This window comes from Polaribacter sp. HA6-7 (assembly GCF_055693625.1).
Window position 1 is genome coordinate 2,810,230 of sequence record NZ_CM146338.1, and the last position, 22,928, is coordinate 2,833,157.

Sequence of the window (22,928 nt, forward strand, 5' to 3'; positions counted from 1 at the left end):
GTTATAATTTACTAATAAAATTAGTTCTTCTAGAAACTCACTTTTTTTAGCATCTTTATATCATCTAAAAATATATAAATGTCTTCTAACAAAAGGATTTCTCGTGCTTTTAAAAATGCTAAAAGAATTTGTTTTAATACAGATTCCAAATTTGTGTTTTTTAGTGATTCTCATAGAGGTAACAATGGCTTTGCAGACGATTTTGCTAGAAATAGAAATATGTTTAAGCATGCTTTAGAACATTACTACACTAATAATTTTACTTATATAGAATTAGGTGATGGCGATGAGTTATGGGAAAACAGACGTTTTGAAAGAATTTTTAGAGCAAACAAACATATTTACATGTTGCTTAAAAAGTTTAATGATGATAATAGGTTGCATTTTATTTGGGGAAACCATGACATGAAATACAAAAACCCGGCAACAATTCGTAAGAATTTACATTATTATTACGACTCTGTAACAGATACACAAAAAGAGCTACTAATTGGTGCCTCTTTTTCTGAAGCAATCGTTTTAGAAGATGAAAATAGCGGAAAAGGGATTTTTTATTACACGGACATCAAGCAGATTGGTTTAATTATGTTTTTTGGAGATTGAGCAGTTTTTTAGTAAAAACACTATGGAAACCATTACAAATACTAGGTTTTTCAGACCCTACAAGTCCGGCTCAAAATTTTAAAGAACGTATAAAAGTAGAGCACAAATTAGAAAAATGGATTATGGAAAATAATAATCAAATGATGATTACCGGACACACACATAGGCCACGTTTTCCCGATAAAAGTGAAATCCCTTTTTTTAATGATGGTAGCTGCGTACATCCAAGATCTATAACGGGTATAGAAATAGAAAACAATGAAATTACACTTATAAAGTGGCACATAATAACCAACAATAATGGCACAATGCAAATAAAAAGAACCATTTTAGAAGGGCCGGAAAACTTAACACATTATATAAATTAATTTGATTTGTTGCACGAATACAAATACGGCACTTTATTTCTCTTCTATTGATGAAATTCCGTCTGAAACCTTAAAAGAGTTAGGTTGTTTAGACAACTTATATTTTAATCCTAAATTTTTAAAATCTTTAGAGATAAATCATCCAAAAATTACATTTTCTTATATTATTTTAGTTGATAATTTAAAAAATCCTATTGCTTTTGCTAGTTTAAAAATAGTAGATTTTCACTTAAAATCTATAAAAGATAATTTTGATTTTTTAAAGAATATTGGCAGAAAACTGCATCTTTTTCCGTAAACAAAACCTTTAAAACTGTTAATATGTGGTAATACATTTGTTAGCGGAGAACACGGTGTATTCATCAAAAATAATCAAGATAAAAAAGCTGTAGTTAAAGAACTAGCTGCTAGTATTTATCACTTTGTAAATTCTGATAAAAAATTAAAAAAACAAATTGATGCTTTTTTAATAAAAGACTTTGTCGATGCTTCTATAAACATAACAAACAAGTTAAAATTATACAATTATCATCCTTTTTCAGTAGAACCAAATATGGTTTTAAAATTAGATACAAATTGGTTAAATTTTGATGATTATTTAGCTTCATTAAAAACAAAGTTTAGGGTAAAAGCAAAAAAAGCTTTTAAACTGAGTAAAGAATTGGTAATTGAAGATGTTACGCTTGCATCCATAGAAAATATTTTACCTAAAATAAAATCTCTGTATACCAAAGTAGCTACCAATGCTAGTTTTAATTTGGTAGATTTCAATTTAGAAACTTACATAAGTTTAAAAGAAAAACTAGGTGACAATTATATTTTAAAAACCTATTGTTTAAATGGTGAAGTGGTTGGTTTTATATCTGGTGTTATTAATAAAAATGCTTTAGATGCACATTTTGTTGGTATCGATTATCAATTAAATAGAGGGTATGCTATTTACCAAAGAATGCTTTATAATTATATAGAAATTGCCATAAAAAACAATTTAAACACTATTAATTACGGACGAACAGCAAGCGAGATTAAAAGTTCTGTAGGCGCAACACCACAAAATTTAACAATGTATCTTCGTCATAAGAAAACTATAAAAAACAAAATTTTAAAGTTATTTTTGCAAAGAGTTCAACCAACACCGTTTCAACAAAAATTTCCTTTTAAAAAACAAAGTTAAATGCAAACTATACAAGAATTAATAAAACTTTTAAATCTAGAAAAAGTAGGCGAAAATATATTTAGCGGTAATAGTTATACTATTGGTAGCCCGCAAGTTTTTGGCGGACAAGTTTTGGCACAAGCCGTTAATGCTGCACATAGAACAATTCCGAGAAAATAGATTTTTACATTCTTTACATGGTTATTTTTTAGAAGCAGGAGATTTAAAGGTTCCTATTAATTATAAGGTTGAAGAAGTTAGAAATGGCGGAAGCTTTTCTACAAGAAGAGTAACTGCAATACAACATGATAAAACCATATTTATACTTGCAGCTTCTTTTCATCAGCAAGAAGAAGGTTTTGAGCATCAAGCTAATTTTGATAAAGACATAAAACAACCCGAAGAACTTTTAAGTTGGGATGATATGTTGGTTAAATTTGGAGATTTCTTACCAAAATCTACTAAAGAATTTTTAAACGTTAAAAGACCAATAGAGTTTAAACCTATTAGAGTTCCAAATCCTTTAGATCCAAAAAACTTGCCACCTACAGAGCAAGTTTGGTTTCGCTTAAAAGGTAAACCTGAAAATCTAGATTTTAGAACAAAACTAGAAATCCTTACATATATTTCTGATTATAACATACTTAATGCAGCTTTTAACCCAAATGCAAGCAAGTATAATTTTGGGAACACGCAAACTGCAAGTTTAGATCATTCTATGTGGTTTTTTAGAGATTTTGACTTTAAAGATTGGATGCTTTTTACAGCAGAATCACCAAATGCTTTTGGCGCTAGAGGTTTATCTAGAGGAAATATTTTTACAAGAGACGGTAAATTAATAGCATCTTTTGCACAAGAAGGATTGTTAAGACCTAAAAAGAAAAAATAATTATGAACGATGCTATATTATACATATTAACAACCAACGGTTTACTGTTTTTATTAAGTATAATTTTTTGGAAATTTCCACCCAAAAAAATTAATAGTATTTACGGCTATAAAACACCTAAAGCGATGCAAAATCAGCAAATTTGGGATTTTGCAAACAGCACTTTTAATAGAAGTCTGTTAATTTACGCAGGTTTGTCTTTTATTGCTTGTTTAGCTTTTACAACTTTATTAAACGCTAATTTAACTTGGCAACCAATGGCTTTTGTTTTTTTATCTGTAATTGTAAGTATCGTAAAAACAGAAAAAGCTTTAAACGAAAACTTTACGGATGAAGGAAAAAAGAAAAAGCTTAAAAAGTAGCCATTAAAGAAATTGATAAGTTTCTACCAGGAGAAGCAACACCGAAGCAAATTCTATATAATGTTCGTCTAGTAAATTATCTAATCTTGCTTGCACAGACACATTATTATTAACATCATATCTACCATTTAAACCTAAAGTAGCCCAACTTGGTGTGCCAAAGTAAATATCTGATGCTGTAGCACCGTTTTCGTTAACAATTGGTGTTAAATCGTGGTTATCGATACCTTCTGTAATATTAAAATCTTCTATATCTTTTTTGGCATTGAATCTAACAGCTGCACCTAATTCTATTTTATTTACTTTATAGTTTACACCAAATTGACCAAATAACGGCGGAATAGATGACATTGGTTCTTCTGTGTCATAGGTACGTCCTTTAGTGTAAGTAATAAAGCCTGTTGTATTCCAAACATCAGAAATTTTACCTAAATAGTTTGCTGTAAACCCAGTAATATAAGCAGTTTCTTTATTTTGATTAGAAACAGCGTTTCCAAATTCGCCATCAAACTCTACTTGTTGTACACTACCGTCTGCGTTGTAAACAAAATCTCTTTGAATATAATTATCTAATAATGTGTAATAGACATTTGCACCAAATCGGAATCTTTTGTTATTAAAGTATTTTTGAATACCAAGTTCTGCACTATACGCATATTCTGGTGTAACATTAATATTTGGCACTGTAACATTGCCGATTTTTCTCTAACTCTACCAACATCATCTATGTTTGGTGATCTAAAACCAGATGATAAAACGCTATTTATTTGCCAATTTTTATTAGGTTTAAAAACGTAACCTAAAGTTGCCGTAACTGCAGAATGATTTGCTTCAATATCTGTTTCTGGTAGCTGAATAAATGTTTGATCTATCCATTTTGCTTCTAAATGGGTGTTTGTAAATCTTAAGCCGGAGTTTAAAGTAGATTTAGCACTAAGATCTTGTCTATAATCAACATAAACAGCAGAACTCAAATAACTGCTTCCACCATCAGGATAACGAGATTGTACTTTAAAATTGTTAGAAAAACCATTAATTTGATTGTTTTCTATATTTAATTCTCTTCCGTAAGAATTTGAACCGACGTCGTTATAAGCCAATTCAAAACCATAAGAAAGTGTTCTTTTTTTATCTTCTGTTAAAGACACAGAAAAATCTCCATTCAAACTAAAAACATCTACAGATTCTTCTCTATAAGAACGCTCTAAACTACCAAATTTTCTTTGGATTCTACTTTCTTGCAGATTCTGATACGCAGCAGTAATAACTCCTTTTTCTAACCAATTTTTGTTGGCATCAAATAATAATTGAGACGAAATTAACAATCGTTCTTGCGGACCATAATACCATTCTGCAAATTTTAACGTTCCGCCACTTAATTCTGTTAACCTGTCAAACCTTGGTATATTTGATGTAGTAGAGTATTGTAAATTAATTTTTAAATCTGCGTTTTTATTTAAAGGCACAAAAAACTTCTGCAAAACATCTGTTTGATTGTAACCTGAATTTCTTTGCAAATTTGGATCTAAATTTGGTGTAGGATTCTCTTTATAATTTCCGTTAATATTTTCAGAGTAAAAGAATACTTTTCCCCAATCATCAAAACCATGCCTTCTATTTTCACCAGCTTTTAAATCGCCAAAATCACTATAAGAAACACTTGTTAAAGAAGCCCAATTTTTGTTTCTAATTTCTGCAGTAACATTTGTAGTAATTTCATGATTAACAGTAGAAAACCTAGAAAAAAACTGACTTTTAACTTCCTTTTCTTCTGATAACTTTGGTGTTTTTGTATAATAATGAATAACACCTCCTAAAGCATCTGAACCGTAAAGAACAGAAGATGGTCCGAATACTACTTCTGTTTTATCTAAAATATTTGGTGTAACCGTAATAGAACTTTGTAAATGTCCTTTTCTATAAATTGCATTATTCATTCTAACACCATCTACAACTAATAAAACGCGATTAGATTCCATACCTCTAATTACCGGACTTCCGCCACCAAATTGAGATTTTTGAACTTTTATACCAGGTATTGTTGCCAATAAATCTGCAGACGTTTGTGGTGATATATTTTGAATATCTTTAGTATTTAAAACCGCAACCTGTTCTGCTATCCTGTATGCTTTTTCTTCTTTTTTAAATAATGAAAGTACAACTTCATCTAACTGCTCTGACTCTTTTGCCAAAGAAATAACATAATTCTTACTCTTTAGCACAGATTTTTTGACTCTTAAAACAGCGTATGCTAAGTGAGAGAAAACAACATATTCGTTCTCTTTAAAATCAGAAACATCTACCAAACCAAACTTATTGGTAGTTAGATTAATTGTTTGGTTATCATTAAAAACACTAACATTTTTAACAATTTTACCTGTTTGCTCGTCTAAAACTTTAACTTCTTGTGCATAAGTTATGCCTGCGACAAAAAAACGATTGTAAGTAAAAATTTCTTCATTAATTAAAAACTGCTTCTAAAATTTGTAATGATTTAGGTTTTCTAAAGCCATCCAAATGTAATTCAAAATATCTTATTATGGTTTTTAACACCATTTGTCTTTCATTTTTACTGAAAGATACGTTTTCTATACTATCAAAATTTATGCCTAACAGCTTTTTAAATTGATAAAATTCGTTACCGGAAATAACATTAGCGTCAAGCGTTGATTCTGAGAAACTTCCGTTTAATAAATCGAAGCCAAATAAAGAATCATTTGTAGTATCAGGATAAAAGCCTAAAAAACGAGAAGCATTTAAAAGAAAAAGTAAATGAAAATTGGCAATTTTATCATGAGAATCTAACCAATTTAATCCTGCCTCTAAATAATTGTAAAAAGATGTATTACTTTCTTCTTCTTGAATACTATTAGACAACACTTCAGAAATAAACAATACAACAGATTGCTTAACTATATCTCTGTAAATAGAAGTATACGGATTTAAAACCTGCACTTCCTTAAGTGTATTTAAAGTACTTTTATTATTATGATTTGCTACAATTGTTAATTGTGTTAAAGGTTGAAAGTAAGCAACTTTAATTCCGCCTTTTTTCGCTTTTAAAATCCCTTTAATAATGTAAGATTTTACACCATCTTCATATGTAAAACATTTGACTATTAAACTAGTATCGCTATATTTTAAACTACTTAAAACAATAGCTTTTGTTTTAATTGCAGCCATTATTAGTTTACAATTGCTATTTTGGTTATTGATGTTTCTGATGCATCATCATTAGAAAGTAGCACAATGTAAATACCGAAGCAACTTTTCTACCGGATAAATTTTCTTTGTTCCAAACTACCTTACCACCTTGAAGCTCTTGCCCTTCTACAACATTAGTTTCATAAACCAAATTACCTGCTACATCTACAATTTTAACATTTGTACCCTTTGGTAAATGTGTTCCATTTCTGCCATCTATTGTTACAGTTTCATGATTTTTTAAGGCAGGATTTGGATACGCATAAACTTCACCTAAAACATCACCAAAAGGCGCAACTTTACTATTGTAAGCTACAATACCTTTATCTGTTGCAAAATATACTTTACCCGTAGAAGTATCTACGCTAATTTTTAATATTCGGTTAGATGGTAAAGGTGAATTTTGCTTACTAAAATTAGCCAATGTTGTTTGCCCGCTTGGGTTTGTGTAAATCACACCACCGTTATCAGTTCCAATCCATTTATTATCTGCGCCATCAACAGAAATACTATTAATTGCTTGATCTCCTCCTAATTTTTTCGGAATTCCGTCATCTAAAATAATTACAGGATTTGCATTGGTAACTGTCTCTTCGAAAACTCTGAAGCATTAGAATAAACTACCAAACCGGATTTTGTTCCCAACCAAACTCTATTGCTTTTATCTACAGCAACAGTAACTACAGAAGCGTCCGGTAAATTACCCAAATTAGGTGTTGCTATTAAAGATTTTTTTCGGTTTCCGTTTTCATTAAACACAAAAACGCCGTTATTTCTAGAACCATACCAAATACTGTTGTTTCTATCTATTGCCATTTCACTTAAACCAAATGCAGCATTGGTTTTTACAGAACTCATATCAAAACTAGACCATTGCCCATTAGTAGATAATTTTTTAAGTTCGTTTGGCACACCAATATTTGTTACCCATAAATTACCTTGACTATCTATTGCAGAACCAACAACTCTAATAGTTACTCTGTTAGGATCTAATGCTTCTATATCTTGTAACGGACTATTTAATTGATTGTAAAATGTAGTAATTTCATCATTTTCTACAACCATTAAACCACCAGTAGCAACACTATTTGTGTTACTTGTATCGCCTAAAGAACTTATAAAAACTTTATTTTCTTGGTTAGGATCTATTGTAACATAACTTAAATCTGTTACCGGAAAACTAGGATTGTAGTTGGTATTCAACCAATTTTCTCCGTTAAAATGACTAAATCCTGCTTTGTTAAAAGTTGGCCCATACACAGAATTATAACCTCCATAAACAATCCATAAATTATTATTTGCAGAAGCTATTGAAAAAGCATTGTTTGCTAACGGACCTTCTGGATGAATTTCTAAATAATTATTAGGGTTAGAAATATTTGATACCAAAACACCAAACTCTTTGGTTGCGATATAAACCAAATTATTTTCAAAAAAACTAGTGTTTACACTATAATCTAAACTAGAATTTGCACTAAAAGTTGCTTGAATTCCCATAGTTGTATTTAATACGACAACACTTTTACTTAAAGCAATATTTAAATGTGTTTCTGATGCTTTTGTTGCTATAATATTTTCTGAAAAACTTCGTATTTGATTTAAAGCATTACCATCATATGCATATAAATTTCTATTTTCTGATACATACAAGTTATTTAAAAATGAGATCGATTTAAAACTTCTGCCGTCAAATTGCTGCTCCCAATTATTATAATCTATTAATAAAGCACTTTTAACATCAGCTTTAAAAATACCAGAATCTGTAGCTGCGTAAATAACATCATTATTTACTAATGTTTCATTAATTTTTACTGATGTAGAATTGTTTCCTATAAAATAAGTATCGCCAAATTCTAATTTTTCTATATCATACACTACAATGGCAAAAGGTGTTGCTAAAAAAAGTTTATTACCGTGTTCTGATATATGATTGATACTTTTTTCTCCAGATTGACTAAAATTAACAATGTCTGATGAAATTGTAATAGAACCATCATTATCTACAACTTCTACCAAACCATTTTCGTAACCAATAATTAATCTTTGATACGTTTTATTATAATAAATTGATGTTGTATTCTCACCAGATAAACCTTGTACAGAAGATAGTTTATCAATATCGCCAGTTAAAACATTGTAGGTAAAAACAGCATTATCTGCCAACGCATAAATTACATTATCTACCTTTGTAAAATCTTTAACATTATTGTACGAATAGAAATCTTCCCAAGAATCACTGTAATCTGTTTGAGAAAATATTATCGAAGAGATAATGAATATATAAAGAGTTACTATTTTTTTCATGAAGATAAAATTAATAATCAAAGATATTTATTTATTGTTACAATAACGCTAAAACACATTACATTAGTACAAAATACAGCACGTTTTATGAGTATAGAAATAGAAAGAAAGTTTTTGGTAAAAAACTTAAACTTTAAAACAGAAAGTTTCGAAAAAAATATATTAAACAAGGGTATCTAAATTCTGATAAAAACCGAGCCGTAAGAGTTAGAATTGCAGACGACAAAGCTTTTTTAACTATCAAAGGAAAATCTAATTTAGAAGGCACCACAAGATTTGAATGGGAAAAAGAAATTGATGTAAAAGAAGCCGAAAATTTATTTATATTATGCGAACCAGGCATCATAGAAAAGCATAGATATTTGGTTTCTTACGAATCTTTAACTTTTGAAGTTGATGAATTTAATGGCGACAATAAAGGTTTGATAATTGCTGAAGTAGAACTAACTTCTGAAAATCAAAAAATTGAAAAACCAAATTGGTTGGGTAAAGAAGTTACAGGAGACGTAAAATACTATAACTCAAATATTAGCAAATTTCCTTTTAAAAATTGGATATAAAAAAACCTCGAACTTGCTGTTCGAGGAAATTTAATAAACCTACCCCTAAATAAATTTATAAATACTCAAAAATCCATTAACAAATGTTAACTTTTTTATGAGCGACACAAAATTAAAGTTTTTTTAACATTTAACAAAATAATTACCTTGTTTTAAGAATTTGTCATTAAATCATCAAAAAAACAAAACTAAACAACTGTAAAACAACTATTTGTTACGTAATTAATAAGTTAAGCCAATATTTATAATAGATTATATATTGCTAAAAAATGACAAAAACTTCCTATTAAAACAAATAAATGAAAAATTGCATGATTATACGGCATCTTTCTAATGGAATATAAAACTGCACCAATACTATAAGAAATACCCCCATAAAATAGAAAATTTAAACTAAACGAAGACAGACTATCTATTAAAGGCGAAATAAAAAAACTACTTGCCATCCCATAAGTAAATACATTGCGGTAGATAATTTATCAAATTTACCTGTAAAAAATAATTTGAGTATGATACCAATCAATGCAAAAATCCAAACAAATATAGCCATGTAATTACCTAGTGAAGAATCTAAACCTACCAAGCAAAAAGGTGTGTAACTTCCGGCAATTAATACATAAATAGCAGCATGGTCAAATATATTTAAACGCCTTCTTTTTTTGGGATCTTTTGCTGCATGATAAAAAGTAGATGCGGCATACAACAATATCATGCTTACTCCATAAACTATAAAACTTGTAGGTTTCCAAAAATCATCATATTCAAATGCTTTTAAAATCAAAAAAGGAAAAGCAATTATACTTAACACCAAACCGAATCCGTGAGACCAAATATTTAGTTTTTCTTCGGTACTTGTATAAATAGGATTTAATTTTTCGTTCATTTTTTTCTATTTGTATCTTTCATATATTTTTTATCAGCCTGCAAAGCTTCAAAAATAATATTAAAGGTTTTATTTTTCAAAACCTTCATATCTTCTAACACGTTTAAACCTTTTGTTTCTATAAATTTAAACTGATGAACCCTTAAAACACCAGGCCTTCCTTTAAAAATATCCCAAGAAAAAAACGCTTACAATCGTAATATACTTGCGGTACAATGGGTATTTCAAACTCGATAGCCAAACTAAATGCACCTTTTTTAAATGGTGCTAAAACAACATCTTCTTCAGGCACTAATCCTTCAGGAAAAATAGCCATACTTACACCGTTTTGTAGTCTTTTTTTAGCCATTTCGAAAACTCTTTTTCTACTTTCTACGCTCGATCTATCTACCATTATAACGGTTCTTTTATAGAAAAAACCAAATACTGGTATTTTAACCAACTCTTTTTTACCTACAAAAACAATGGGCCTTTTACTTAATACAATCAATACAAAAGGATCTAATAAAGAGGCATGGTTAGGGCAAAACATATAACTTTTATCAACGTCTATTTTTTCATCCGCAGTTAAATCTATACGAAAACCCATTCCGTAAATTAAAATCTTAGAAATTAATCTAGCAAACTTCCGAATATAGGATAATGTTCTTCTTTAATTGTAAAAATCAATAAAAAAGGAAAGAAAATTAAAAGTGAAACAAACATTAAAATGTAGAACCACAAACGCCAAATAAGTAATAACGGAATCTTAAATAATTTCATATCAATCAAAAATACTAATATTCTTTTTGTTTATTGATTATCCTTATCAAAACCTTATTTTTGTTTTTTTAAAGAAGAATTATAAGTATTAAAACATACAATTAATGTCAAGAATTTTAACAGGTGTACAAAGTACAGGTACCCCGCACTTAGGTAATTTATTAGGAGCTATTTTACCTGCAGTAGAAATGGCTAACAACCCGAGAAAACGAAGCTTATTTATTTATTGCAGATATGCATTCTTTAACGCAAATTAAAAACGGAGAAGAATTAAGAGAAAACACTTATAGTACTGCTGCTACTTGGCTTGCTTGTGGTTTAGATATTAATAAAACTGTTTTTTATAGACAAAGTGACATACCACAAACTACAGAATTAACTTGGTATTTAAGTTGTTATTTTCCTTTTCAGAGATTAACTTTAGCACATAGCTTTAAAGATAAATCTGATAGGTTAGAAGATGTTAATGCAGGTTTATTTACATACCCAATGTTAATGGCTGCAGATATTTTATTATATGATGCAGAAGTTGTGCCTGTTGGTAAAGATCAATTACAACATTTAGAAATTACAAGAGATGTTGCAAGTAGAATGAACAATATTATTGGAGAAACGTTTGTTTTACCGAAAGCAAAAATACAAGAGCATACAAAATTAGTACCAGGAATTGATGGTGAAAAAATGAGTAAGTCTCGAAATAATACTATCAATATCTTTTTAACTGATAAGAAATTACGCAAGCAAATTATGGGTATAAAAACCGATAGTTTAGCTTTAGAAGATCCTAAAAACCCAGATACAGATAACGTTTTTGCTTTGTACAAGTTATTAGCTTCTGATGCTCAAATTGCAGAAATGCGAGCTAATTATGAAGGTGGTAATTATGGTTACGGGCACGCAAAACAAGCTTTGTACGAACTTATTTTAGAAAAATTTGCGACAGTAAGAGAACGTTATCATCATTATATGAATAACAAAAATGAAATTGATGATGCATTACGTATTGGAGCAGAAAAAGCAACAAAAACTGCAAATGACGTTCTTAAAAGAGTAAGACAAAAAATAGGGTACTAAGCTACTTTACTTTTATATATAATTAAAAAAATCCCTTAACAGAATTTGTTAAGGGATTTTTTAGTCTATAAACTAAGTATCGTTATTTTATTTTCATTGATTTTGCAATTGCCTCTAACTCGAATATAAAAGCTCTTTTATTAACAGAAGGCGCATATGTAAATCCTTCGAAAACTACAACCCTATTATTCTTTTTATCAATTACAGAATAATTTAAAAAAGGACCAGCCATAAAATCGTTTTTTACTTCCCATTTACCTCTAGTTTCAAAAGTTTTTTTACCATCTAAAACCATTTCAGAAGTAAAAGGAGTATACGCTTCTTCTGTAATCATGTGCATAGTTTCTTCATTTGTACCTGGTATGTACTTCTCTCCTATTTGGTTTCTAACGTTTACAATATTTTCGGCTACCTTATCTTCATCTTCTAGAGGCACACTGTACACTAAAATATTATTACTACCTGTTTTTGCAATACCACTTAATAAATGCTGTCTAAGCCATAAAAAGTCTCCTGTATCATCAACTTTATTATAATTATCTGGTGCCGTAAAAGTAATACCCAAGTTTTTTACAGTTTCAAATTGAGATTCATCTAGTTTTTTCTTTTCAAAAATCTTTTGAGTCATTTTGATATCAGAATCTATATAAGCATCCATAATTTCTTTCTTATGCTCATTAAAAACTTTACTTATACTCGCATCATCTGTACCATACACATACACAATTATTTGTGGTTGTGCGTATACATTTCTTTTAATATAAAATTCTTCTTTTTCACCTTCTCCAATAATCATGATGTTTCTAGAAACTTTCATCATGCTACCAAAACCATTTGGCGCAATTTGAGACACAGAAAGAATAGGTTCTGCTTGTGGCAAACCAACTAAAATTTCACCAAAAGAATTTCTTATTTCAGAGCCTAAATCTCCGTTCCAATCACTTGCTTTTGTTACAACTAAAACTTTGTTTACTTTTCCTAAAGAATCTCTAAGTACATATTTGTCTGTACCTTTACAAGAAACTAAAACTAATGCGGTTACAAATAGTATTAATGCTTTTTTCATAATTAACTTTTATAGATTTTAAGTTTGGTTCCGGGTTTAATACTTTTTGCACTCCAAATATCATTCCATTTTTTAATTTCATCTACAGAAACATTTTTAAACTTTCTAGAAATTGTCCATAGTGAATCTCCCTTTTGCACTGTATACAAGTCGTAAGCACCTTTTTTATTACTTTTCGTATTTTTTTTGGTTGATGAAACTTTTACGGAAGATTTTGGAATTGCCAATTTCTTTGGATAAATACTTAAACGTTGCCCTACTTTTAATCTACTATTTTTTAATCTATTCCATCTTTTAATTTCACTAATTCTAACACCAAATTTATTAGCTATTTTACCTAAAAAATCTCCACTTTTTACTTTGTAACGAATACGTTTATCCATCTCAAAATACTTAGGTAAAGGCTTTTCTCTTTTAGAAGCATCTTCTGCTGCTAAAGTGTAAATTGCATTTTCATTTTCTATAAAATTAAAGGCATTCTTTCTTGGTAAACGAATTGCATAATTTTTTCCTTCTACAAAAGGGATAATATCTAACTTATAAGCCGGATTTAAAAACTGAATCAACTCTGAACTTATACCGGTAGTTTCCGAAACATGATCGAAACTAATTGTCTTTTTTATTTGAATTGTGTCGGTTTCGAAATGACGAATTTGAGGTGGTGCCGCAATTAAATTATGTTCTTTTTGATATTCAAACAAATACATTGTTGCATAAAATGCAGGCACATAACTTGCTGTTTCTTGTGGTAAAAACGGGCGAATATTCCAGTAATTTCTATAACCCCAGTAACGCTTAATTGCTTTTGCTACATTACCAGGACCGAATTATATGCTGCCAAAGCCAAATCCCAATCACCAAAAATAGTATACAAATTAGATAAATATTTGCAAGCCGCAATAGTTGCTCTAACCGGATCTTGGCGCTCATCTACATAAGAACTAACTTTTAAATTGTATTGCACACCTGTTGTGTACATAAATTGCCATAAACCTGTTGCACCAACTCTAGATTTAGCCGTAGGATCTAAAGCAGATTCTACAATTGCCAAATATTTCATTTCTAAAGGAACATCGAATTGGTCTAAATATCTCTCGAACATCGGAAAATAATATTCTGCTTTCGCCATTAAAGCAGGATAATATCTTTTTCTATATTTTAAATAAGACTTTATTACCTTTTCTAAAGCAGGATTATAGGCAATATGAAAAGGTGTTTTGGCATTTACTTTTTGCAATCTTTCCTTTAAAACCTCTGTAGTTAAAGCAACATTAGAAACGTCTTTATTTTCTACATCTTTTATAATATATGTTGATGTTTCGTATAACGGAGACTTGTATTTAGAATCCATTAACAAACTATCTATCAAAACAATATCATAATCAGAGAATAAATCTGCTTTTGTTATTTTCTTGTAAGTTGAATCTTTAGGTGATTGTGCAAAAACACTTGTTGCTATAAAAAATACTACTAAAAAATTTCTCATTAAAATTCTATAAATCTAATTCTACTGCGATTGGGCAATGGTCGGAATGTTTAGCTTCTGATAAAATATAAGCTCTAGAAATCTTGTCTTTTAAAGGTGCTGTAACCATTGCATAATCTAAACGCCAACCTTTATTGTTTGCTCTTGAATTTGCTCTGTAACTCCACCAAGAATATTGTTGTTTCTCTCGGATTTAAATAACGAAAACTATCTATAAAACCATTATCAATAAAATTACCTAACCAAGCTCTTTCTTCGGTAAAAACCCGAAACACCTTTCATTTTTGGATTGTGAATATCAATTGCCTCATGACAAATATTATAATCACCACAAATAACTAGATTTGGTATTTCTTGTTTTAAATTTTGAAGATACTCATGAATTTCATCCATATAATTAAACTTATAACTAAGTCTATCAGAATTTGTACCGAAGGCAAATACATACTCATTACAGAAACATCATCAAAATCTACTCGAAGATTTCTTCCTTCAAAATCCATGGTTTCTATACCTGTACCATATTCGATATGATTGGGTTTTTCTTTACAAAGAATTGCTACTGAAGAATATCCTTTTTTTGTGCTGAAAACCAATAATGGTATTTGTAACCTGCGTCTTCAAAAACAGACAAATCTAATTGTTCTTTATGTGCTTTTGTTTCTTGAATGCAAAGTACATCTGGTTGTGCTGCTTCTAACCATTCTATAAAACCCTTTTTTAAAGCGGCTCTAATTCCGTTTACGTTATAAGATATTATCTTCATTTTTATATCTTTCTATAGTTTTTTATTCACTACCTTTTTAAAAAACAACCACTTAATTTGCTCTTCTGGCCCATGTTGCTTTTCTACAATTACAACTTTAGGAGATAATAAAAACGCCAGTGAAACAGCAATTGAAGTACTTAAAACGATGTTATCTAATTTAAAAAGCTTTTCTAAAATCAGCATAAAAGCAACCATTAATAATGGATTTATCAACCAATATAATTTTTTAAATAAAGTCATGTTCTTTTTAAGTAAAAAGGTTATTGTTCTATCTAAATATTCATTTCCGGAATTTCTCCGTTTACAACCAAAGTACCTTCTGTAGCATTTTGTATTTCTTCTACAGAAACTCCTGGTGCTCTTTCTAAAAGATGAAATGCATTATCTTTTACTTCTAAAACCGCCAAATTGGTTACCACTTTAGTAACACAACCTACACCTGTTAATGGTAAAGAACATTTTGTTAAAATTTTAGATTCACCACGTTTGTTAGAATGCATCATGGCTACAATAATGTTTTCTGCAGATGCTACTAAATCCATTGCGCCGCCCATTCCTTTTACCATTTTTTCGGAATTTTCCAGTTGGCAATATCACCATTTTCGGCAACTTCCATAGCACCAAGAATTGTTAAATCTACATGTTTACCTCTAATCATAGAGAAACTAGTTGCAGAATCAAAAAAACTTGCTCCTGGCAATGTGGTTATTGTTTGTTTACCTGCGTTTATAATATCTGCATCTTCTTCGCCTTCAAAAGGAAAAGGTCCCATACCTAAAACTCCATTTTCAGATTGAAATTCTACTTCGATATCTTCTCTAACATAATTGGCTACTAATGTTGGAATACCGATACCTAAATTAACGTAAAATCCGTCTTGAACTTCTTGTGCGATTCTTTTCGCAATTCCGTTTTTATCTAACATAATTAGCTTCTTTGTCTTACAGTTCGTTGTTCAATTCTTTTCTCGTAATCTTTTCCTTCAAAAATTCTTTGTACAAAAATTCCTGGAATATGAATATTGTTTGGATCTAACTCACCAACCTCTACCAATTCTTCTACTTCTGCAACAGTAATTGTAGCTGCACCACACATATTTGGATTAAAGTTTCTAGAGGTTCCTTTAAACACAAGATTACCTGCTGCATCACCTTTCCAAGCTTTTACAAAAGCAAAATCTGCTTTAAAAGCGGGTTCTAAAACATACATTTTACCATCAAATTCTCTTGTTTCTTTACCTTCTGCTACTTCTGTACCGTAACCTGCTGGCGTGTAAAATGCAGGGAAACCTGCTTGTGCAGCTCTACATTTTTCTGCTAAAGTTCCTTGTGGCGTTAATTCTACTTCCAATTCACCGAGACAACATTTGTCTTTCGAATTCGTCGTTTTCGCCAACATAAGAAGAAATCATCTTTTTTATTTGTTTATTTTGAAGTAATAAACCCAAACCAAAATCATCTACACCAGCATTGTTAGAAATACATGTAACATCTCTAACATTTAATTTTACCAATTCTGAAATTGCATTTTCAGGAATACCACACAAACCAAAACCACCTAGCATAAAGGTCATTTTGTCTTTAACACCTTGTAAGGCTTCTTGTACATTTTTAACTTTTTTATTAATCATAAAATTAAATTTTGTAAGTTATTATTTTGAGTATTGATAAGAATAAAAATTAAAAGTCTGTATCTTCTTCTGGCACAACCTTTTCTTCTTTATCATCCTTATCATCTGTATCTTCTTCGCAATTGATATTTATCGACAAGTTTTCTGGCTTATCAAATTCTGCTTTACTAATTTTTAAACTTTTATCAGCATAACATTTTTGCATAAATAAAGCCCAAGAAGGTAAAGACATAGTTGCTCCTTGCCCGTAACCAATACCCGGAAAATGCGTAGATCTATCCTCTCCACCAGTCCAAACTCCAGTTGCCAAATTTGGCACAACACCCATAAACCAACCATCTGATTGATTCTGAGTTGTACCCGTTTTACCTGCAATTGCATTCGTAAATTTATATGGAAAACCCGTTACAATTTTTGGATAAGCGGTATAGCCGAACGCAATCTTGCACCGAACCAGATTGAGTTACACCTTCTAAAAGATTTAAAACAACATACGAAGATTCTTCACTTAAAACTTCTTGTGTTTTTGGTGTAAATTCTTCTAAAACTGTTCCGTTTTTATCTTCTATTCTTGTAATAATCATAGGGCTAACGCGCAAACCTCTATTTGCAAAAGTAGAATAAGCACTAACCATTTCTAATAATGATAAATCTACAGCACCTAAAGCAATAGAAGGATTTGCCGGTATATCAGTTTCGATACCCGCAGACTTTGCCAATCGAACAACATTTTCTGGTGAAACCATATCTACTAATCTTGCAGACATTGTATTTACAGAACCTGCTAAACCTTCTTTAAGCGTTAACATTCCGCCATACTTAGAGTTAGAATTCTCTGGTGTATAAGCTTCGGAATTCCGTATTTTCCTTGCGGAATCGTATAAGGAATATTAGGAAACTCTGTACAAGGTGACAATTTTAATTGATTAATTGCAGTTGCATATACAAATGGCTTAAAGGTAGAACCTACTTGCCTTTTTTGTTGTTCTACTGCATCAAACTTAAAGTGTTTATAATTTACGCCACCAACCCAAGCTTTAATGTGCCCTGTTTGTGGTTCTATTGATAATAAACCGGAACGTAAAAAGTATTTATAATATTTAATTGAATCGTTTGGAGACATAATTGTATCAATATCTCCTTTATAAGAAAACACTTTCATTGCAGTTTTTTTCTTAAAAACTTCATCTATATATTTTGAAGATTTTCCTGCTTTTTTTAATCGCTTATATCTTTCAGAGTTTTTCTTAGCTCTATTTAAAATTCCGGCAACTTGGCTTTTTTCAATATCTAAAAAAGGAGCCGTTTTATTATTTTTCTGTTCTTTAAAAAAGTATTTCTGCAAATTTGCCATATGCTCATTTACGGCTTCTTCTGCATACTGTTGCATTCTAGAATCTAAAGTTACATAGATTTTTAATCCATCCTCAAAAATATTATACTCTTCTCCGTTAGGTTTTGGGTGTTCTTTTACCCATTTACGCATCACTTTTTGTAAGTGCCCTCTAAAATAGGTAGCATAACCATCACTGTGACTTTCTCGAGTAAAGTTAATTTTTAAAGGTAATTTTTGCAATGAATCTTTTTCTTCTTCTGTGATAAAACTATTTTTATACATCTGAGCAAAAACCACATTTCTTCTATTTAAAGATTTCTTTTTTGAGATTTCTCTATGAGGATTGTATTGTCTAGGATTTTTTAACATCGCAACAATAATTGCTGCTTCTTGTAAATCTAAATCTTTAGCTTCTTTACCAAAATAAATTCTTGAAGCAGATCGAATACCTACTGCTCTAAAAATAAAATCTTGCGTATTTAAATACATTGCAATTATTTCTTGCTTTGTATATTGTCTTTCTAATTTGATGGCAACAATCCATTCTTTTGCTTTCTGTATAACTCTTTTTATCTTGTTACCGAAGCTCTTTTGGTAAATAAATTTTTAGCCAGTTGTTGTGTAATTGTACTAGCACCACCGCCAGCACCTAACTTTACTACAGCTCTTGCTGTTCCTCTAAAATCGATACCAGAATGTTCGTAAAAACGCTCGTCTTCTGTAGCAACTAATGCATTTACCAAATTTGTTGGCAACTCTTTAAAAGTAATTGGCGTTCTGTTTTCTGTTGCATATTTTCCTATTGTTTTACCATCAATAGAAATAACTTCTGTTGCTAAATTGGTCTGCGGATTTTCTAATTCTTCAAAAGATGGTAAAGCATCAAAAGGATCCCAGGCTGTATACAAAAACAACAATAAGATTAGTGTAAAACCTCCTAAAACAATTCCCGTGAACCATTTTAAATATTTTTTAAAACTTGTAGTTTCTTTTTTGCCATTATTCATTAATTTTTTCAATAGTTAAACCAACGTCTAAAATTCCTTTTAAATTTTTAATCTCGTTAATTTCTCCGTTTTTTCGCATTGCTTGTTTTACACTTAAAACGTAATTTCGAAGTAGGAAAAACTTTTTCTTCCTTATAAAATAATTTATTTTCTTTGATACTCGAAAATCCACTACCTAAAAACACCCCTTTTTCATCTGCCATTTCATATTGCAACGTATCTATAACTGCTGTGTTATTCGGAAACTTTAAAGTTGTTATTATAAACAAATTACTGTATTCGTATTCGTTATTATTTCTAATATTGATAAACAAATTTTTTGGTCGAATCGTATCTTTAACTTCAAAATTAAACGTTAAATCTTGGTTCGATTTCCAAGAACCATCTTCTAATGTTTTATATTGATTAAACTCGGATACGTCTTGACAAGAAATCATCAAAAAGAAAAAACCTACAAAAAGTAATATTTTATTTTTCTGAATCCTTTCCATTCTTAGGCGTATTGTTTTTACGATTTCTATTATTTCTTCTTGGTTTGTTTAGTCTTTTACCTTCTACCTTTGGTTTGTTTGTATTTGCATTCGCTTTTGCAACAGATTTTGTAGCATCTGTATTTTTAGCAACAGGTTTTTGCCTTGGCTTAGATTTCTGCTTTGGTTTATTTGGTTTTTGCTGCCCTTGTGCTTGCCCTGGTTGTTGTGGCTTATTTTTTTGTGGTTGCCTGTTTCCTTTTTTTGCGGCGGGTTTTGCTTGCGGTTTCTTTCTAGCGTTTGGTTTTTGTTGCGTTGTGCTTGCCGCAGCTGCAACAGGTTTTTCTTTTTCTTGTTTCTGTTATTTCTTCTTCTTTTGCTAGTTTTTGGCGCATCAAACCTTGTTAAACTATCTTGCCCAACAGCATCTTCAAAATCTACTTTTACAGGAATTTCTACATCAGACTCATATTCTTCTAACGTAGCAGATTTTTCGTTATTTTTATTTAAATCTATAATTTCTAAGACTTGATCTAAAGTCAAACGAAACCACTTGAAACGCTCTTCTTTATAAGTGTACCAAAGATGTCCTTTAAAAATATCCATCTTTACAAAAACGGCATCTCCTTTTTCTGTCTTTAAAACTACATCTTGTTTCGGAAACGCTTTTAAGGCATCTAAATACGTATCTAATTCAAAATTTAAACAGCATTTTAATTTTCCACATTGTCCTGCTAACTTTAGCGGATTTAAAGATAATTGCTGATAACGCGCTGCAGATGTTGTTACTTTTCTAAAATCTGTTAACCAAGTAGAACAACACAATTCTCTACCACAAGAACCCACACCACCAAGTCTTGCTGCTTCTTGTCTTGCACCAACTTGTTTCATTTCTACACGAATAGAAAATGCACTTGCCAAATCTCTAATTAATTGTCTAAAATCTACTCTTGCATCTGCTGTGTAATAAAAAGTAGCTTTGTTACCATCTCCTTGATATTCTACATCAGATAATTTCATTTGCAAACCTAAGCGACCTAAGATTTCTCTTCCTCTTCTTTGAGTTTCTTCTTCTTTACCTCTTGCTTGTTGCCAAATATCGATATCTCTTTGACTTGCTTTTCTGTAGATTTTTTTAACGTCTTCGTGATCTGCGGTAATTTTGCGCTTTTTCATTTGCACTTTTACCAATTCTCCTGCTAAAGAAACGGTACCAATATCGTGCCCAGGATTTCCTTCTACAGCAACAATATCTCCCATTGTTATGGGTAAATTATCTACATTTTTATAAAAATGTTTTCTTCCGTTTTTAAAACGGACTTCAAAAATATTAAAACGTTCTTGTCCGGTTGGTAACGTCATGTTAGAAAGCCAATCGAAAACAGCTAATTTATTACTACCACTTCCGCAGGTTCCACTACCACAATTACCATTACTCTTACATCCTTTTGGTACACCATTTTCTGTTGTACCGCAACTTCCACATGCCATGTGATTTATATTTTATAATTTTTAACTCTTAGTAATTAAACGTTTTACATCAAAAAACCTCTTTAAATTACATAAAAATTAAGAATCTTTAAGTTCATAATTTTGATTATCAAGCAAGTATAAAAACACCACTTAATTTTGTCTAATTCGTAAATATACGCATTCTTAAAGAATGAAAAAATAGCTTTTTATAAGTTTAAGAGAACTGATATTTAATTTTAAAACGAAATTACTATAAACAGAAGCTTTAATTTATCTGTTATTAGAATTTGTAGGTAAATAATTAGTAAGCGTATAATTTAATTTCACTGATAATCTTTTTTGAATTCAGATATATTTTAAAATTTAATCCATAAAAAAAGCTCTCAAAAATTGAGAGCTTTCAAATATCGTTTTTAACTTTACTTCTTAAACTTTAATTTCTCAGAACGTCCTTTTTTAAAGATTTTATTGCTATTTCCCTTCCCTTTTCGAAGTTCTTTTTGTTCTTCGTAAGATAACTGAATAATTTCTTGGCAATCTGTAGAACAGGTGTTTTCCATCTTTTCTGAACATTCATCACATTGTATAAACAATAAATGACATGCTTCATTGGCACAATTTGTATGCTCGTCGCACGCTTTACCACACTGGTGACAATTAGAAATTACATCATCTGTAATACGTTCTGCTCTTCTATGATCGAATACAAAGTTTTTACCAATAAATTTATTTTCGATTCCTTCTTCTTTTACCTGACGCGTATATTCTATAATACCGCCTTCTAGTTGAAATACGTTTTTAAAACCTTTGTGTTTGTAATATGCAGATGCTTTTTCGCAACGAATTCCGCCGGTACAATACATCAATAAATTCTTATCTTCTTTGTTGTCTTTTAAATCTTCTTCTATAATATCTAAAGAATCTCTAAAAGTATCTACATCTGGCGTTACAGCACCATCAAAATGTCCAATTTCACTTTCGTAGTGGTTACGCATATCTACACAAACCGTGTTTGGGTTTGCTAGCATTTGGTTAAACTCCTTTGCGTTTAAGTGCACTCCTTTGTTAGTTACATCAAAAGTCTCATCATTCAATCCATCGGCAACAATTTTGTTTCTAACTTTTACCTTTAACTTTAAAAACGATTTATTGTCTTGCTCTACCGCAACATTTAAACGTATGTCTTTTAAAAATGAAATACTATCTAATTGTTCTTTTAAAGCATAAAAATTTTCTGATGGTACCGATAATTGTGCATTGATACCTTCGTAAGAAACATAAATTCTACCAAGAACATCTAAGGCGTTCCATTCTAAAAATAATTTATCTCTAAATAATTGTGGATTCTCTATCTTGAAGTATTGATAGAATGATATTGTAAGACGGTCTTTACCAGCCTCATCTATTAATGCAGCGCGTTCTTTTGCGCTTAACTTATTGTACAGTTGCATGCTATACTTTTTAGGTTAAACTATATATTTTTTGCAAAGTTAGTTTTTTAAACAATCATTTCAAAGCAAAGACTG

19 protein-coding genes and 7 pseudogenes are annotated in these 22,928 nt (G+C 30.3%); 8 read left to right on the forward strand and 18 right to left on the reverse strand.

Annotated elements, in window-relative coordinates; genetic code table 11:
* The first annotated feature begins 78 nt into the window (after window positions 1-78).
* From ACZ1HD_RS15675 to ACZ1HD_RS15700, 6 genes and pseudogenes are all read left to right on the forward strand, one after another.
* Window positions 79-603, forward strand: a complete 525-nt coding sequence (locus tag ACZ1HD_RS15675) for a hypothetical protein (RefSeq protein ID WP_472687971.1) — start codon at window positions 79-81, stop codon at window positions 601-603.
* Window positions 600-971, forward strand: a complete 372-nt coding sequence (locus ACZ1HD_RS15680; protein WP_472687972.1) for a metallophosphoesterase family protein — start codon at window positions 600-602, stop codon at window positions 969-971. Before ACZ1HD_RS15675 ends, ACZ1HD_RS15680 begins: the two co-directional genes overlap by 4 nt.
* Before the next feature lies 1 nt (window position 972).
* A complete protein-coding gene (locus ACZ1HD_RS15685; RefSeq protein ID WP_472687973.1) occupies window positions 973-1,269 on the forward strand; it encodes a hypothetical protein in 297 nt (98 codons plus the stop codon).
* A 255-nt stretch (window positions 1,270-1,524) separates the two neighbouring features.
* Window positions 1,525-2,145, forward strand: coding sequence for a hypothetical protein (locus ACZ1HD_RS15690; protein ID WP_472687974.1), 621 nt, complete (start codon window positions 1,525-1,527; stop codon window positions 2,143-2,145).
* Window positions 2,146-3,016: pseudogene (locus tag ACZ1HD_RS15695) on the forward strand (acyl-CoA thioesterase).
* Window positions 3,017-3,018: 2 nt separating this feature from the next.
* A complete protein-coding gene (locus ACZ1HD_RS15700) occupies window positions 3,019-3,378 on the forward strand; it encodes an SdpI family protein (protein WP_472687975.1) in 360 nt (119 codons plus the stop codon).
* A 3-nt stretch (window positions 3,379-3,381) separates the two neighbouring features.
* On the opposite strand, the gene ACZ1HD_RS15705 is transcribed toward ACZ1HD_RS15700, so the two are convergent.
* The 5 genes from ACZ1HD_RS15705 to porZ all read right to left on the reverse strand — a co-directional run bounded on the left by ACZ1HD_RS15705 (window position 3,382) and on the right by porZ (window position 8,886).
* Entirely contained in the window at window positions 3,382-4,062 is a 681-nt protein-coding gene (locus ACZ1HD_RS15705; protein ID WP_472687976.1) for a TonB-dependent receptor domain-containing protein, read from the reverse strand.
* Window positions 3,948-5,684 (reverse strand): TonB-dependent receptor plug domain-containing protein, encoded by a 1,737-nt coding sequence (locus ACZ1HD_RS15710; RefSeq protein WP_472687977.1) that lies wholly within the window; start codon window positions 5,682-5,684, stop codon window positions 3,948-3,950. The genes ACZ1HD_RS15705 and ACZ1HD_RS15710 overlap by 115 nt, the downstream gene beginning before the upstream one ends.
* A gap of 154 nt (window positions 5,685-5,838) precedes the next feature.
* Window positions 5,839-6,561 carry a DNA repair protein RecO gene (recO, locus tag ACZ1HD_RS15715; RefSeq protein ID WP_340932150.1) on the reverse strand — a complete coding sequence of 241 codons (723 nt, stop codon included), beginning with the start codon at window positions 6,559-6,561 and terminating at the stop codon, window positions 5,839-5,841.
* 25 nt (window positions 6,562-6,586) lie between these two features.
* Window positions 6,587-7,039, reverse strand: a complete 453-nt coding sequence (locus tag ACZ1HD_RS15720) for a hypothetical protein (protein WP_472687978.1) — start codon at window positions 7,037-7,039, stop codon at window positions 6,587-6,589.
* A 107-nt stretch (window positions 7,040-7,146) separates the two neighbouring features.
* Complete coding sequence (porZ, locus tag ACZ1HD_RS15725) at window positions 7,147-8,886, reverse strand: type IX secretion system anionic LPS delivery protein PorZ (RefSeq protein WP_472687979.1); 1,740 nt, start codon at window positions 8,884-8,886, stop codon at window positions 7,147-7,149.
* A 212-nt stretch (window positions 8,887-9,098) separates the two neighbouring features.
* On the opposite strand from porZ, the gene ACZ1HD_RS15730 reads away from it, so the two are divergent.
* The gene (locus ACZ1HD_RS15730) at window positions 9,099-9,446 is read left to right on the forward strand and encodes a CYTH domain-containing protein (RefSeq protein WP_472689379.1); all 348 of its coding nucleotides are present in this window, start codon (window positions 9,099-9,101) and stop codon (window positions 9,444-9,446) included.
* Window positions 9,447-9,688: 242 nt separating this feature from the next.
* Here the strand turns inward: ACZ1HD_RS15730 and trhA are convergent.
* Window positions 9,689-10,329: pseudogene (gene trhA, locus ACZ1HD_RS15735) on the reverse strand (PAQR family membrane homeostasis protein TrhA).
* A gap of 142 nt (window positions 10,330-10,471) precedes the next feature.
* Window positions 10,472-10,918: a lysophospholipid acyltransferase family protein gene (locus tag ACZ1HD_RS15740; RefSeq protein WP_472687980.1), complete on the reverse strand. Its 447-nt coding sequence runs from the start codon at window positions 10,916-10,918 to the stop codon at window positions 10,472-10,474.
* A gap of 277 nt (window positions 10,919-11,195) precedes the next feature.
* Between ACZ1HD_RS15740 and trpS the strand changes: the two are divergent.
* Window positions 11,196-12,165: pseudogene (trpS, locus tag ACZ1HD_RS15745) on the forward strand (tryptophan--tRNA ligase).
* Window positions 12,166-12,247: 82 nt separating this feature from the next.
* Here the strand turns inward: trpS and ACZ1HD_RS15750 are convergent.
* The 11 genes and pseudogenes from ACZ1HD_RS15750 to trhO form a co-directional block, all read right to left on the reverse strand.
* Window positions 12,248-13,231, reverse strand: a complete 984-nt coding sequence (locus ACZ1HD_RS15750) for a DUF4837 family protein (RefSeq protein ID WP_340932139.1) — start codon at window positions 13,229-13,231, stop codon at window positions 12,248-12,250.
* Window positions 13,232-13,233: 2 nt separating this feature from the next.
* On the reverse strand, window positions 13,234-13,959 hold the full coding sequence (locus tag ACZ1HD_RS15755; protein ID WP_472687981.1) for a LysM peptidoglycan-binding domain-containing protein: 726 nt from the start codon (window positions 13,957-13,959) through the stop codon (window positions 13,234-13,236).
* 80 nt (window positions 13,960-14,039) lie between these two features.
* Entirely contained in the window at window positions 14,040-14,717 is a 678-nt protein-coding gene (locus tag ACZ1HD_RS15760; protein WP_472687982.1) for a lytic transglycosylase domain-containing protein, read from the reverse strand.
* A 7-nt stretch (window positions 14,718-14,724) separates the two neighbouring features.
* Window positions 14,725-15,483: pseudogene (locus ACZ1HD_RS15765) on the reverse strand (exodeoxyribonuclease III).
* A gap of 12 nt (window positions 15,484-15,495) precedes the next feature.
* The gene (locus tag ACZ1HD_RS15770; RefSeq protein WP_472687983.1) at window positions 15,496-15,726 is read right to left on the reverse strand and encodes a hypothetical protein; all 231 of its coding nucleotides are present in this window, start codon (window positions 15,724-15,726) and stop codon (window positions 15,496-15,498) included.
* Between the two features lie 32 nt (window positions 15,727-15,758).
* A pseudogene (locus ACZ1HD_RS15775) lies at window positions 15,759-16,411 on the reverse strand (3-oxoacid CoA-transferase subunit B).
* 2 nt (window positions 16,412-16,413) lie between these two features.
* Window positions 16,414-17,116 (reverse strand): annotated as a pseudogene (locus ACZ1HD_RS15780) (CoA transferase subunit A).
* Between the two features lie 49 nt (window positions 17,117-17,165).
* A pseudogene (locus ACZ1HD_RS15785) lies at window positions 17,166-19,459 on the reverse strand (penicillin-binding protein 1A).
* A gap of 56 nt (window positions 19,460-19,515) precedes the next feature.
* Window positions 19,516-19,950 carry a gliding motility lipoprotein GldH gene (locus ACZ1HD_RS15790; RefSeq protein ID WP_472687984.1) on the reverse strand — a complete coding sequence of 145 codons (435 nt, stop codon included), beginning with the start codon at window positions 19,948-19,950 and terminating at the stop codon, window positions 19,516-19,518.
* A gap of 63 nt (window positions 19,951-20,013) precedes the next feature.
* Window positions 20,014-21,420, reverse strand: coding sequence for a PSP1 domain-containing protein (locus ACZ1HD_RS15795; RefSeq protein ID WP_472687985.1), 1,407 nt, complete (start codon window positions 21,418-21,420; stop codon window positions 20,014-20,016).
* 401 nt (window positions 21,421-21,821) lie between these two features.
* Window positions 21,822-22,853, reverse strand: coding sequence for an oxygen-dependent tRNA uridine(34) hydroxylase TrhO (trhO, locus tag ACZ1HD_RS15800; protein WP_079737537.1), 1,032 nt, complete (start codon window positions 22,851-22,853; stop codon window positions 21,822-21,824).
* Window positions 22,854-22,928 lie beyond the last annotated feature (75 nt).